Raw genomic sequence first — 14,081 nt, forward strand, 5'->3', positions numbered from 1 at the left:
TGGGCTTTATTTTTGTAAAATTAGGAGCATCCTTCTATTCATTTCATAATATACAAAAGAAATCCTTTAGCTGCACAGATTTCTATCCTTGTCATTATTGTTGTACATGAAGAGTTTAATTTGAGTAGGTTGTGAAATCGTTGAAAAGTAGTTGTGACTTAGAAAATGGCCTACAAACAGTTATATCTATCCAACGAACTATTGATATTATAACGGCATTTTTATTATTAACAGGTCAAGTGACAGTTGTTAGACTTGTTATAGAACCAGGAGGATTTGCCCTATCTGTTGGTGGGCCGCTAACTGGAAGAGACCGTTTAGAAGGTAAATCAGGTAATAAAACATTGAGTTTGTTATTGGACATTGGGGATATCCTATTAGCCATACTATTGATTAGCGATCAGACAAATGTGTCAGGTATCTTTTTAGGACCAGGCAGGTTTAGCATTAATATTACAGGACCTATTTTTGGAGTTCCTAAACACGAACCTACATTGCCTGATTTAGAAAAAGTCTTTACTCAATTTCGCTGGATTGTATCTGAACATTTTGAAATCGATCCTGAAATTCTAATCTAATTAAGAAGGAAGTGGCCATATTGTCTTTAACAGACCTCCCAACGTTCGAGCCCTCTAAAGCAGAGATATTTCTATTTTTACTGTCAATTGCCATCTTTATATTTTTCTTTACACAACCTAAGGAAAGCGATGTCTCTTCATTGAGATAATCGCTTTTTTCATTAGTTCATTATTTGATGTGCTTTTTGATAACATTCACAGGTCACGATATGGTCATTCACCATCCCTGTTGCTTGCATAAACGCATAACAGATGGTCGAGCCAACAAATTTGAAGCCGCGCTTCTTTAAATCCTTACTTAATTGATCACTAATATCCGTGATTGCAGGAACATCTTTCATTTCACGGAAGTGGTTTTGAATAGGCTTACCGCCAACAAAGGTCCATATGTACTTACTAAACGAGCCAAACTCCTCTACAACCTTCAAAAACGCATGTGCGTTTGTAATGACTGCATTGATTTTTAGCTTATTACGGACAATCCCTTCATTAAGGATCAATTCTTCGATTTTCTTTTCATCATAGCGAATAATTTTTTCCGCTTCAAAGTTATCAAAAGCTTTCCGGTAGTTCTCTCTCTTTTTTAAAATGGTGTACCAACTTAGTCCTGCCTGGGCCCCTTCGAGATTTAAGTACTCAAATAGCAGGCGATCATCATAGACCGGAACTCCCCATTCATAATCGTGATAATCAATATATAGTGGATCCTGATTTACCCAACTGCATCGATTCATCTTTTAAAAGCCTCCAGTACTTCATTTGAAAGCTTCTTCGGAGCTGTCTGTAAATAAGCTTCTTTGATATAGCCCTCAATTTCTTCCCAATTTAGATCTTGATTGGTAAATAATGAAGTCCAGCCGTGCTGCCCGATATAACGAGTTTTAAAAAACCTTTCTGGCTGTTCTAGTAGTAACTGTTGGGTCGTTTTTAGTGTTTTAATTGCTAAGGAAGCACCTTCTTCGTTTTCCCCCATCATAATAAATGGTTTATCCTTTACACGAAACGATGTATGCCCAAATTTATCAACCGCTTCTGTTACTTCTGGGAATTGAATCGCAATTTCTCTTACTTTTGAAAGAAGTTCATTTCCCTGTATTGAATTTATATTTTTATTGTGAATCATAGCAATACCCCTTATTTCATAACTTACGTTCACTTAAGTATTACACATTTTTTTTAAAATAAGAACCTCCCATCATAAAATTGAGAGGTCGATTCCCTATTATTCGATAACTTGATGGTTATATTCATATGGATTATTTTTTACCATTATAAGTAATTTTATTGTACAAAAATAGTACAACTACTATTATCTTTTTATTCGAAAAGCCCTCCATTCAGCATATTTTGAACATGGAACACAGACTTTCATGGTCTCGCCCTTATCATTAATATATTTTCGTATGGGCTTGATCTTTCTTTTGCAAATATCACATTTATTATTAAAAAAACTAAAAATAGACACTGCTTGTCACCTTCTATTATTTAATGGGATTTCTTAATATATTATTCGGCTCAAAACGAATTGGATTCAATTGTAGGACGTATTTTTACTAGATTTATAGTAAGATAGTTAGATGACATATGTTTAAAGGAGACTTCAAGAATGCCTTATAAAATGATTGTACTTGATTTAGACGATACACTATTGCAGGACGACCACACAATATCTGACCGCACAAAGCGTGCACTTATGGATGCACAAGAATTAGGAGTGAAAGTGGTGTTAGCTTCTGGCCGGCCTACGTCAGCCATGTATGCTATTGCTGAAGAACTGCGGTTGAATGATTTCGGCAGCTTTATTCTTTCTTTTAATGGCGCTAAAATTACTAACTGTCAAACTGGTGAAGAACTGTTTAGCAGCACTTTATCGCCTGATGTCGTTCACTATTTATATGAAGTAAGTCGTCGTGAAAATGTTTGGATTCATACGTATGTTGGGGATCATATTGTTACCGAGGCTGGAAACCAATTCACAAATATTGAAGGAGAAATTACTGGCCTAGAAATAATTGAAGTCGGCAGTTTCGTGGAGGCTGTATCGGAACCTGTTGTAAAAGTGCTGATGCTTGAAGATGAAACAAAACTTGCAGATGTAGAAGAAAAACTGCAGCAAGAGTTAGCTGGTCAGTTAAGTGTCATGCGTTCCAAACCATTCTTTCTAGAATTTACGGAGCATGGCGTCACGAAAGGTACAAGCCTTAGCCATTTGATTCAACAGCTGGGGATTAAGCGCGAAGAAGTCATCGCAATTGGAGACAGCTATAATGACCTTGCAATGATTGAGTTTGCAGGCTTAGGTGTTGCGATGGGGAATGCTCCAGACGATATTAAAGAAAAAGCTAACTTTGTCACTGACAGCAATATGAATGATGGTGTCGCAAAGGTCGTAGAAAAATTCGTATTGAAAACACCGGCTCTTGTTTGAAAATAAAATTTTATCGAAACAACGCATGGAATTTTCCAAGCGTTGTTTTTTTTTTGCACTCTTTCCTTTCCAACAGCCCAATCATGTCCCCTCTTTAGTTTTTCAAGCATAAAATATTGCAACCAAATACAAAAAAAGGCGGAGAGAGGTATGGGATTATTCATTAATAACAGTGACCATCCAGATGTTTATAAAAACAAACAAAATCCACAAGCATCGAATCAAGTCATATCAAGACAGGATTTCCTGTCTCAATTAATTTATGAACAGCAAAAAGCGAATACTGCGCTCAAAAAAACTTTATCTGAATTAGGTATGCAATCACAGCATCAAGAAGAAACACACCTCAATCAATGGAACCATGTAGGAAATCAACTAAATGATTTACAAAGTCGGTTGGAGCGTTATGAAGATGCTAATCATAACCTTGCCATTCAACTGAATAAACAACTGGAATTACAAAAAGAAATTTCGAAAAAAATGACTAAACAAGAGGAATTTCAAGGCGGAGTTTTACAGCGCTTGGACAATCAAGAAGCCCTAATGGACAAAATTTCCCGTCAAATCAATCATATCCGTTCCATTCTGTTTGAACGGACGAATTATTTGGCCACGAAGATAGATGACGGATATAAGATTACCTCTTCCTATGTGTATAAATTGATGACCGGTTCCGACCAGCCATTGACATTCTTCGTAATGAATAAAAAGCAAGAAGAGAATCAAATCAATTCTGACTAGGTTTCCTAATATACTATTTTTCAACTAATCAAAAGGAGATTGAAAAAACCGTCCATGAAATGTCTATGGACGGTCTTTCTTCTTATAACCCTTTAGTAAAAATATCAGTCAAGACAGGTACGATTTGCTTTTTGCGTGAAACGACACCTTTTAAGGTAGCAATGTTATTAGCAAGTGTAACATTATAAGCTTTTTCTACTGCAGCTGTTTTGCTTCCTAAAGCTAAACCAACTGAATCGTTTGTTAAGATATCAGTAACCACAAACAAGAATAAATCTAAGTTCTTTTCTTCGATAATCGTAGAGATTGCTGCTTCCAATTCTTCTTGGCGAGCAAGCACATCTGCCGTGTCAACCACATTGACTTGAGCAATTTCTACTTTACTTGAGCCCATTTCAAATCCTTTAGCATCTAGGCTTAGGAGTTCATTAATTGACTTATCACGAACATCTGCTCCAGCTTTCAGCATTTCAAGGCCATATGCATCTGCATCGACACCAGCAATTTCAGCTAACTCACGTGCCGCTGCCACATCTTCTGGTGTACAAGTTGGGGATTTAAATAATAATGAGTCAGAAATAATCGCAGAAAGCATAAGACCAGCAATTTCTTTGCTTATTTCTTTGTTGTTTTCTTTGTACATTTTATTTAAGATCGTTGCTGTACACCCAACAGGCTCGCAACGGTAATATAACGGATCGCTTGTTTCAAAGTTAGCAATCCGGTGGTGATCGATTACTTCTAATACACGAACATCAGCGATATCATTTGCACTTTGCTGGCGCTCATTGTGATCAACTAGGATGACCGCGTTCACTTCATTCGAAACTGCTTCAACAAGGCGTGGAGCCTCTGCATTAAACTGGTTCAGTGCATATTGTGTTTCACCATTTACTTGTCCTAAGCGCACTGGTTCAACATCCATCCCCAATTGTTTTTTTAAGTCTGCATAGGCAATTGCAGAACAAATCGTATCTGTGTCAGGATTTTTATGACCGAAAATAAGTACTTTTTCCATTTTATTTCTCCTAATCCGATGAATTTATGTAGGTCAAGCCCAATCTACATGAGAATGGCCCTAACGAAAATTATATAATATTATGAATTAGGATTCAAAAAAATTTTTTTAATTACATTTTTTTTATCATTTGGACTTGCTCCGTTTTTTTCTCAAAGCCTAAATCTAGTAAGAATGGGATAACAGGATTTGATAATATGGAATTAATTGTCATAAAGTTGACAGGCTTTTGATGTTCTCCAGATATAGAAGTGAAAATAGACTTTATCGTTTCCTTTTTAATGTCATTGAATAGTTCAAGCTGAAATAAGATTACTTTTTCCAGTTGCCCGTCCTGGTTCCACACTCTCTTATATAATGAATATCCTAACGGTTTTTCATTACCGTCGAAATAGATTTGTGCCTCACCCGACTTAGCACTCTGCCACTGACATTGCCATGGAACCTTATCATTATAAAAATGGAAAGTTGGCAGTTGCTCGGGCCGGATAGATATAAAGGGAATGGGAGTGTGATCAGCCTCTAGAGTCCCATTTAGATAAACAAGTGAATTAATTATTTCATAGCCATGTCTTTTATATAATCGAATGGCCCTTTCATTTTCCTTAATGGCTTCAAGTGTGGCAACCTCGACCTCTTCTTCGGAGTAAACTTTTATGGCTGCCTCCATTAAAAGATTTGAAACACCCATTCCACGATATTTGGAGTCGATTCCTGTCCCGCCATTCCATGCAGTTTTTTTTCCGTCGATCACACGAAATCCATTTAATACAATCGCTACAGGGTCTTCTCCATCATAAGCTACTAAAGAGTGCTTCAAAGATAATCCTTCATTAACCAATCGATTAAAAAACAATTCGGCAGTCATTTCCATTTGCACAAAATAACCTTCAAACCCCCGATTCCAAGCTGTTATCGTATCTTGGACGGTGCATTCTGTTAATCTTTTAAATGTAATTTTCATATTTTCAACCCTTTCTGGCGGATAACCTCCTTTTACTAGCGGATGGCCTCTTTTTACTGGCGACTAGGTTCTTTTACTGGCGGGTAACCTCCCTTTACTGGCGACTAGCTTCTTTTACTGGCGGATAACCTCCCTTTACTGGCGACTAGCTTCTTCCTTTGGAATGTATAACTAAATTCAGCAATTTATTAAACCCAGCCAGCTTGTCTTCGCGCTGGCTGGGTCACATTAAAAATCTATTTCACCGGCAAGGGAACAACCTTTTGCCCAATTGCCGCAATTAATTCTTTTGGCATTGGGAAGCTTAGTGCAGCTGGGTCCTTCATGACGGCTGTAATCGCCAACTGAAGTGCCTCTTCGCTAATGTTGAATTGCTTGAAATCAGCCGGTAATCCTACCTTATACTGAAGCAATTTAATTTTCCCAATCACTTTTGCTAACGCTGTTTGTGGGGTATCACCCTTTACATCCACGTTCAAAGCTTGTGCCAATTCAGCAGCCTTAGGCAGATATAAATCAGGAACCAATTCCATGACCACCGGTAAAAAGACAGCATTTGCTAAGCCATGTGGAATTCGGAACAAGGCCCCGTACGCGTGAGCCATATTGTGAACAGGAATCGCATTTAAGGCGAAACTGAAAGCGGTGATCCCCATTAAGCTTGCTTGCAATAAATCCATTCGGGCATCAAGGTTCGAACCATCAAAAACGGCAACTGGTAGATTTTTTTCAATAAGGCGAATTGCATGGAGGGCATAGGCATCGGTTAGACCTGTTGCGGTTGGTGATGCGAGCGCCTCGATGGCATGCGTTAAGGCATCAAATCCAGTAAATGCCGTAATGACTGGTGGTAGTCCGACGGTTAAATCTGGATCCAAGATCGCCATATCGGCATTAATAAACGGATTGATGATATTCGTCTTCATTTTAATTTCTTCATTAAAAATAACGGCAATCGGTGATACCTCTGAACCGGTTCCCGCGGTAGTCGGAATGGCAATATGGGGAATCGGCATGTGATTTGCTTTTGGGAATGACTCGTACAACAAACCTCCAGGGATCGCTTCTTTTATATCAGTCAATCCTTTGTGGAGCGCATACTTTACCCCTTTTACTGTATCCAGAACACTGCCCCCGCCAACGGCAAGTAAGGAATCTGCACCTATTTCTCTTGCATAGCGGACAGCTTCATTTATGCAGCTGCTTTCGGCATCCTGTTTGATATCAAGAAATTGACCGACAAGTTCTGGACCAGAGCCATGGCCTGTCAGCGAAAAAATATCGGCCACTTTTTCAACAATTCCTGCTGCTTCTAGTCCTCTATCACTTAAAAGGAGCACCCGTTTGGCACCCAGACCAGCAAAGAGACTTGGGACCATCGCCCTTGAGTTTGAACCGCTGTATATTCCCGTACGTAACATAAACTGTGATAAGGTTGTTTTCATTTTCATCCTCACCTTTTCATTAGTTTTGACCAAACAGAATTCCATACCAATTGCGTCGTTCTAGTTCAGGCGACATCGATGTGTGGACATGCTTTACCTGGGTATAGGAATCGAGTGATTGCTGTCCCATTTCTCTGCCAATTCCGCTTTGTTTGTACCCGCCAAACGGGGCATCACTTCTGAGCATATGCCAGTCATTAATCCAGACCACGCCCGCCTGCAGTTTTCTAGCCACCGCGTAGGCTTTATTGACATCACGTGTCCAAACTCCTGCAGCTAAGCCATAAATCGTATCATTCGCCATTCGAATCGCATCGTCCAGTTCTGAATAACGAATCACACAGAGGACTGGGCCGAAAATTTCTTCTTGGGCAATTTTCATATCATGGGTGACATTTGTAAAAATCGTTGGTTCGATGAAATGTCCTTCCTCACAGCCATCAACCTTAACTTCATTGCCACCACAGACAAGGGTAGCGCCTTCTTGTTTACCTGCTTTAATATAGGAAAGGATGGTTTCCTTTTGCTTTTTCGAGATTACTGGACCAACATCGGTGGTCGGATCAAGGGGATTCCCAAGCTTTAATTTATTTGTGTGAGCAACTAAACCTGCAATCACTTGGTCATACAGCTTATCCGGTACAAATAAACGTGTCCCAGATTCACAAAGCTGGCCAGAATGGAGAAATACTCCAAATAGACTTCCGGGCAGAGCAATACTAAGATCGGCATCCTCTAAAAGGATATTAGGTGATTTCCCACCTAGTTCTAGTGTGGTTTTCTTGATCGTCCCTGCAGCTAGTCCCATAATTCGTCTGCCAACCTCAGTCGAACCAGTGAATGCCACTTTATCGACCTTTGGGTGGTTAACTAAAGCTTCGCCCACTTCCGCACCAGGACCTGAGACAACGTTAATTACACCTGGAGGGACCACGGTTGAAATAATTTCTGCTAGCTTCAAAGTGGACAGAGGCGTGTAGCTGGCTGGCTTGATCACAATTGTATTCCCCATCGCTAATGCCGGTGCAATTTTCCAGGTAGCAATCACCATTGGCAAGTTCCAAGGAGTAATCGCTGCACATACACCGATTGGTTCACGCCAAATAAAATTATGTGCTGGTCCTGGGAATGGCGGGACTGGCAGTGTTTCCGAGAATGGATACTCAACTGTAAAATTGGCTAATGTTTGGAACAAGTCAATCATTTGCAAAATATCACTATTGCCAATTCGGCGTACTGTTCCACCTGAGCTAATCGCTTCTAAGTATGCTAGTTCCTCGGCATACTCGGCAATTTGATAGGAAATGGCATATAACACCTTGGCTCGGTCTTTTGGCTTCATGTCTTTCCAGTCACCTTGATCAAATGCCTCGCGGGCCGCATTTACAGCACGGTTAACATCTTCCGTAGTTCCTTTTGCTACTCTAGCTACAAGTTCACCATTTGCCGGGTTCAATACATCAAACGTTTCTTGACTGGAAGCAGGCTCCCACTTTCCGTTAATAAAATGGGGAAATGTTTGCACATCAACCTTTACTGTCATGATAATTCCTCCTTTTCTAAAATCATTTATAGCACTCCTAACTCACTATCTGTGTATCTATAAATCTCTTCGATTTTTTTGCCTTGTGCGCGCGCTAAGATTTCCATTCGGACTGCAAGTTGTTTTAAGGTAAAGTTCATGATATCTGCAGGATCCCCGCCGAATGCACTTACCTCCCTTCCCGCGATGCCTTCTTGATTTAGCCTAATTGCTAATGGGGTCAGCTCGCCCATCTTGGCTGCCACAAAATCAAAGAGATGTGGATGTTCACAAATTAACCGTTGCAAAAGGAATGTCCCATAGCCGATATGCCTGGACTCATCCTTTTTTAAATTGCCGACACCTTCAAGTAATCCTGGCATGATATTAGCGGTTTCTAATGTTTGATAGAAAGAATAATAACCGGTTTCTGCTAATACTCCTTCTACAAACATGTTGTACACTACGGATGCCTCGGCGATCGCTTCTGGGGATTGGTCGGAAATCAGCCGTTCCATTGTTGTTGGGAGAATCTCATAGAAAATCTTCTGATAGGTTTCGGTATGAAAGTGAGATAAGTCCCCTCGCTCCCCGATTGCATTCAAAACTAGACGGAAAAATTCTGTATGTTTCGCTTCCTCGTATAAAAAGGTCGTCAAAAACATTTCTTCCTCAAGACGACCTTCTTTCGCAATCGCCATGATCAGTGGAAGGAGATCTAACGTAACCGCTTCCTCACCCGCTTGAAATTGAGAAATAAGCCGCAAAATATCTGCTCGCTGCTCGGCATTCATCGTATGCCAATCCTTTTGGTCCTGACTGAAATCGATATCTGCGGGGTTCCAGGTTCCTAACCGTTTTGCTTTTTGGAATAAGCGGTACGGGAAAGAATCCTCAAGCAATCCTCGACTGCTAGTTGTTAATATGGTTCTTTTTTCCATATATGTTTTCCTCCTTTTTTCCTTTACGGTTTGATTACAATTTCTGATGCCTGCTTGCGGAGATGCGTCTTTAATATTTTCCCAACACCATTCCTTGGCAGTGCCTCTAGGAAAACGATTCTTCGCGGTGTTTTGTTTTTTGCTAAATGCTCCTGGCAATAGTGAATTAGCTCCTCAACAGTTACTTGTGCACCGGTTTTTTTCACGACACAGGCAACCATTTCTTCTCCCATTCGTTCATCAGGAACACCTACAACCGCTGCCTCAAAAACTTGTTCATGAGCATTTAATATTTCTTCGACATCACGAGGATACACATTAAATCCTCCTCGAATAATTAAATCCTTCTTTCGGTCAACAATATAGACATAGCCATCGTCATCGATCCGGGCCATATCGCCTGTAAATAACCACGAATCTTTTAAGACACGGCTGGTTTCTTCCGAATTTTGATAGTAGCCGGGCGTGACACTATCACCTCGGACGATTAACTCCCCTACTTCTCCAGCTTGAACTTCCTTGCCATTTTCATCGACGATTTTCAACTCTACCCCAGGAATCGGTATTCCAACAGAGCCTGGTTTTATTTCGATCCCTTTGCGATGAGCAGTAACAACCGGTGCAGCCTCTGATAACCCATAGCCCTCGTACACTTTTGCGCCAAATTTTTGTTCAAAAGCATGCAATAAGGCAACCGGCAGCGGTGCAGACCCGGTTCCAACTGATTCAAGACTGGAGGTGTTATATTGGTCGGCGTGTGGATACGATACTAAGGCATGAATCATCGCGGGAACAGCTGAGAACGTCTGTACCTTATATCTTTCAATCGCCTTAAATACCTCTTTTGTATCAAATTTTGAAAAAATAACAATAGAGCTGCCTGTTAAAAAGCAAATATTTGATATCGTCAGGCCATATACATGGGCAAGCGGCAGGACACCAAGTGTTGTTCCTCGCTGGGTTACATTATGTTTTGCCGAATTCTCGGCATTAGAATATAAGTTTTTATGGGTTAATAGCACTCCTTTTGGATTTCCAGTCGTACCTGAGGTATATAGAATGACTGCTTTATCATCTGAGTTCCCACCATCGTCTAGTTGATTTTCGGCGGGGACAAACAGTTCATAAAAGTTTTTCGCCCGCTCATCTGATGGCAGATCAACAACGATTAACTGTGGTTTAGCCGGTAATCCTTCTAATGAACATTCAACATTACTCCTTAATGCGGAGGAGGTAATTACTGCTTTTGCGCCAGAATTTCGTGCGATGTAGTGAAGTTCGTTTGGATGCAAAGTAAACATAACTGGGACAATCGTTGCTCCCGCTCTAGTAATCCCTTGATAGGCAAAGAGGACCTCAGGACAATTGGGCATACAAACAATTACTCTGTCGCCTTTAGCAATTCCAAGATTTCGCAAGCCACGAGCAAATTGGTCCGCGTATTGCTTCGTTTCAACATTTGTGTACGTCTTTTCTTTGTAAAATAAAAAAGGATACTCACCAAATTCGGCGATATTTGTTTCCAGCAGGTCTTTCAACTTCACACCATCCGCTCCCTTTTTAAAAATTTGGCTCTTTTAAACTTGGCTGTTGATCTCCGCTCCAGGCGCGTGCGATTCGCGGGCGGTCCGGGAAGCCTCCCGCAGGTTATTGAATAAGCTTCGTTGAATCAACACCCCACGAAGGAAATAGCATTTTCGAGGATCTCGCGCCTTCCGCTCCAATCAACGTAGGCTTTAAAATAAACAATGACCTTTAACACAGCCAAAATCTAAAAGAACACTAGAAAGCACAGGACTACCACTATTGCCAGGTCGAACGATAAATAACAACTGAATCTTTTTTTTCATAACTAACCTGCTGTCTTTCTTCAAGTAAATCCAAGTGACCTTGTATTTGTGATAATCCTAAGAACACTGTATTTCCGTGCAATCGCGGATACATTTGCTTGCAGATTTCATAGATGCATTTTCCTCCGGTTGCAAGTACCGCTAGAATTTGCTCACATCGTTTTTCTTGTTCTAGTAATCTTGTTTTGATCAAGGATAAATGATCGCTAAATGCCTCGCCGTGACCTGGGTAAATCATTTCTAACGGCAGTCGGCTTACTTTTTCAAGCGAATTTCGGTATTGCATTAACGGCCTCGGCCGATTGACCTCGCCCGGATTAGGTGGTTCGATAAAGGCATTCACCGAAAAAGACTTTAATAAATGGTCGCCGGCAAAGGTATCGCCTGTTTCTTGGTTCCATAGTAAAATATCAGATTGGCTGTGGCCGGGAACATGAACTACCTCAAACTCCTTTCCACCTAAAGGAATAACATCACCTTCATTTAGATAGGTAATATTCCGCCACTTTTCCTCTTTAAATGGCCGTTCGATGATGTGATTGAGTGGGTTGGCACCACAGTTCGTTAAAAACTGGTGAAAAAAAGCCTGCACTCGTTGATACTCGTCCACACCAACATTAATCGAACCTTTCGCCTGTTCATGCACATAGATTGGCACATCTATTTCTTCCAAAATGTAAGGAATTGCACCCGCATGGTCGATATGAATGTGGGTAAGGACAATCTGATCAATTTCCTTCAATTTAACTCCGTGCGTATGTAGTTTGCTTTTAAGTTGTTGAAATGACACTTTCCCAGGGTTACCTGTGTCGATTAACGTAACGGAATCTCCAATCGCCAAAAAGGCATTTACCGTCCCCTCAGCAAAATGGGTTTCTAATTCAAGCGGTACAATTCTAAACAATTTAATACCCCTCCCTTCTAAATCATTATTTAACTATCACTTTGACAGGAGGATAGACCTAAGCACTATCAAAACTATATTTCACTTTCACTAGAAATATGAATACGATTCATCCAAAAAATGAAAATTTTTATTTTTTTCAAAAAATGTTTTAATCACCTGAACCCCCTTGATAAATACGTANNTACGTATTTATCAAGGGGGTATTCATCATTAAGAGCTGTTATTTTTTCAACTTAATAGGGACAATTTTTCCATCCTCAATAGCGGCCACTTCAAATTCACCATCAAAACCGCCCCCGGCAAACTTTGTAAATTCATAACGCTGTCATTTCATGAAAACCCTTTTACTTCTTTAACAAGGTAGGAGGCATGTCTGCCTCTACTACCCCTGAGAGGCCTAACAGCACGAATTATTCGCGTTCAATGATCGTTGCAATTCCTTGTCCGCCGCCGATACAGGCGGTGATCAGCGCATATTTTCCAGCTGATCGTTTTAATTCATAGACTGCTTTTGTAACCAGGATGGCACCTGTTGCGCCGAGTGGATGTCCATGGGCGATGGCACCACCGTTTATATTTACTTTTTCAAGGTCCATCTCGAGTTCGCGATTACATGCTAATACCTGTGCCGCAAACGCTTCATTTATTTCAATGACGTCGATATCATTTAACGAATATCCTGACTTTTGGAGCACTTTTTTTACAGCTGGAACAGGTCCAATTCCCATAATGTTCGGGTCTACACCCGTAACGGCATAGGCGCGAATTACTGCTAGAGGGGTTAGATTTAATTCCTCTGCCTTTTCTCTTGACATAATCACTAGTGCTGATGCCGCATCATTTAAGCCCGAGCTATTGCCCGCTGTAACTGTACCCCCTTTTAGAAAAGCTGGCTGCAGCTTCGCCAAAGTCTCATAGGTCGTTTGCGGACGCGGGTGCTCATCAATTTTAAAAATAAATGATTCGCCCTTTTTGACTGGAATCGTGATTGGGACAATTTGTTCATCAAAACGCCCCTCCTTCATCGCAATCGCCATCCGCTGTTGGCTTTGTAGGGCAAATTGATCCTGTTCTTCTCTTGTAATCTGATATTTTTCCACCAGGTTTTCAGCTGTTATACCCATTGGCGGATCACCAATTTCCTTTGGTGACAGCTGCGATTTTCTGAAACTTGGCGGTGCAGGGCTGAACGGTTTTTCTGGTCGATCCATCAAATACGGGGCCCGGCTCATGCTTTCCGTCCCGCCGGCAATATAGACATCGCCATCCCCGGCACGTATGGCTTGGGCAGCAAGATTGATGGCATTGAGTCCGGATCCACATTGGCGGTCAACAGTTAAACCAGGCAACTCCATTGCTAACCCTGTCTGTAAGGCTGTTAATCTAGCAATATTTCCACCGCCAGATAAGACATTTCCAAATATAACATCGTCTATGATTTCCGGTTTAATTTTAGCGCGTTTAACGGCTTCTTTAATGACCTCTGCTCCCAATACATGGGCAGGAACACCAGCAAGTGCACTACCTTGCCTACCTATCGCTGTTCTGACGGCTGAAACGATGACTGCATCTCTTTTCATTACGCTATTCACCCCTAGGATTTGAATATTATTATTTTTCAGGATAAGTTTTGATTTTTTCCGTAGGCAGAACTCATTTAAGAGCTATTTATTAAATAAAATAGGAT

General features: G+C 40.7%; 13 protein-coding genes. 3 read left to right on the top strand and 10 right to left on the bottom strand.

Annotated features, from left to right (window positions below):
• Nucleotides 1–140: 140 nt before the first annotated feature.
• A complete protein-coding gene (locus tag COE25_RS20910; protein ID WP_088086965.1) occupies nucleotides 141–578 on the top strand; it encodes a hypothetical protein in 438 nt (145 codons plus the stop codon).
• Between the two features lie 161 nt (nucleotides 579–739).
• On the opposite strand, the gene COE25_RS20915 is transcribed toward COE25_RS20910, so the two are convergent.
• Together COE25_RS20915 and COE25_RS20920 are read right to left on the bottom strand one after the other, a co-directional pair.
• Nucleotides 740–1,312: a DNA-3-methyladenine glycosylase I gene (locus COE25_RS20915; RefSeq protein WP_088086964.1), complete on the bottom strand. Its 573-nt coding sequence runs from the start codon at nucleotides 1,310–1,312 to the stop codon at nucleotides 740–742.
• Complete coding sequence (locus COE25_RS20920; RefSeq protein WP_098933983.1) at nucleotides 1,309–1,701, bottom strand: MmcQ/YjbR family DNA-binding protein; 393 nt, start codon at nucleotides 1,699–1,701, stop codon at nucleotides 1,309–1,311. Before COE25_RS20920 ends, COE25_RS20915 begins: the two co-directional genes overlap by 4 nt.
• A gap of 483 nt (nucleotides 1,702–2,184) precedes the next feature.
• Between COE25_RS20920 and COE25_RS20925 the strand changes: the two genes are divergently transcribed.
• Nucleotides 2,185–3,006 (top strand): Cof-type HAD-IIB family hydrolase, encoded by an 822-nt coding sequence (locus COE25_RS20925; RefSeq protein WP_088086962.1) that lies wholly within the window; start codon nucleotides 2,185–2,187, stop codon nucleotides 3,004–3,006.
• A gap of 150 nt (nucleotides 3,007–3,156) precedes the next feature.
• A complete protein-coding gene (locus COE25_RS20930) occupies nucleotides 3,157–3,747 on the top strand; it encodes a hypothetical protein (protein WP_098933984.1) in 591 nt (196 codons plus the stop codon).
• Between the two features lie 82 nt (nucleotides 3,748–3,829).
• Here the strand turns inward: COE25_RS20930 and COE25_RS20935 are convergent, their stop codons facing one another.
• From COE25_RS20935 to COE25_RS20970, 8 genes are all read right to left on the bottom strand, one after another.
• Complete coding sequence (locus tag COE25_RS20935) at nucleotides 3,830–4,765, bottom strand: manganese-dependent inorganic pyrophosphatase (protein ID WP_088086959.1); 936 nt, start codon at nucleotides 4,763–4,765, stop codon at nucleotides 3,830–3,832.
• 112 nt (nucleotides 4,766–4,877) lie between these two features.
• The gene (locus COE25_RS20940) at nucleotides 4,878–5,729 is read right to left on the bottom strand and encodes a GNAT family N-acetyltransferase (RefSeq protein ID WP_098933985.1); all 852 of its coding nucleotides are present in this window, start codon (nucleotides 5,727–5,729) and stop codon (nucleotides 4,878–4,880) included.
• 236 nt (nucleotides 5,730–5,965) lie between these two features.
• Nucleotides 5,966–7,174 carry an iron-containing alcohol dehydrogenase gene (locus tag COE25_RS20945; RefSeq protein ID WP_098933986.1) on the bottom strand — a complete coding sequence of 403 codons (1,209 nt, stop codon included), beginning with the start codon at nucleotides 7,172–7,174 and terminating at the stop codon, nucleotides 5,966–5,968.
• Between the two features lie 19 nt (nucleotides 7,175–7,193).
• A complete protein-coding gene (locus tag COE25_RS20950; protein WP_098933987.1) occupies nucleotides 7,194–8,717 on the bottom strand; it encodes an aldehyde dehydrogenase family protein in 1,524 nt (507 codons plus the stop codon).
• Between the two features lie 26 nt (nucleotides 8,718–8,743).
• Nucleotides 8,744–9,637 (bottom strand): R2-like ligand-binding oxidase, encoded by an 894-nt coding sequence (locus tag COE25_RS20955; protein WP_098933988.1) that lies wholly within the window; start codon nucleotides 9,635–9,637, stop codon nucleotides 8,744–8,746.
• 23 nt (nucleotides 9,638–9,660) lie between these two features.
• Nucleotides 9,661–11,181, bottom strand: a complete 1,521-nt coding sequence (locus tag COE25_RS20960; protein ID WP_098933989.1) for a class I adenylate-forming enzyme family protein — start codon at nucleotides 11,179–11,181, stop codon at nucleotides 9,661–9,663.
• Nucleotides 11,182–11,440: 259 nt separating this feature from the next.
• A complete protein-coding gene (locus COE25_RS20965; RefSeq protein WP_179195787.1) occupies nucleotides 11,441–12,391 on the bottom strand; it encodes an MBL fold metallo-hydrolase in 951 nt (316 codons plus the stop codon).
• Nucleotides 12,392–12,804: 413 nt separating this feature from the next.
• The gene (locus COE25_RS20970; protein WP_098933990.1) at nucleotides 12,805–13,974 is read right to left on the bottom strand and encodes a thiolase family protein; all 1,170 of its coding nucleotides are present in this window, start codon (nucleotides 13,972–13,974) and stop codon (nucleotides 12,805–12,807) included.
• Between the last annotated feature and the right edge of the window lie 107 nt (nucleotides 13,975–14,081).

The sequence above is a fragment of the Bacillus sp. AFS031507 genome (genome assembly GCF_002584635.1).
GTDB lineage: Bacteria > Bacillota > Bacilli > Bacillales > Cytobacillaceae > Neobacillus.

Coding starts and splice junctions, on each gene's coding strand:
- COE25_RS20915 (WP_088086964.1), bottom strand. CDS start 1,312: ATGAATCGATGCAGTTGGGTAAATCAGGATCCACTATATATTGATTAT.
- COE25_RS20920 (WP_098933983.1), bottom strand. CDS start 1,701: ATGATTCACAATAAAAATATAAATTCAATACAGGGAAATGAACTTCTT.
- COE25_RS20925 (WP_088086962.1), top strand. CDS start 2,185: ATGCCTTATAAAATGATTGTACTTGATTTAGACGATACACTATTGCAG.
- COE25_RS20930 (WP_098933984.1), top strand. CDS start 3,157: ATGGGATTATTCATTAATAACAGTGACCATCCAGATGTTTATAAAAAC.
- COE25_RS20935 (WP_088086959.1), bottom strand. CDS start 4,765: ATGGAAAAAGTACTTATTTTCGGTCATAAAAATCCTGACACAGATACG.
- COE25_RS20940 (WP_098933985.1), bottom strand. CDS start 5,729: ATGAAAATTACATTTAAAAGATTAACAGAATGCACCGTCCAAGATACG.
- COE25_RS20945 (WP_098933986.1), bottom strand. CDS start 7,174: ATGAAAACAACCTTATCACAGTTTATGTTACGTACGGGAATATACAGC.
- COE25_RS20950 (WP_098933987.1), bottom strand. CDS start 8,717: ATGACAGTAAAGGTTGATGTGCAAACATTTCCCCATTTTATTAACGGA.
- COE25_RS20955 (WP_098933988.1), bottom strand. CDS start 9,637: ATGGAAAAAAGAACCATATTAACAACTAGCAGTCGAGGATTGCTTGAG.
- COE25_RS20970 (WP_098933990.1), bottom strand. CDS start 13,974: ATGAAAAGAGATGCAGTCATCGTTTCAGCCGTCAGAACAGCGATAGGT.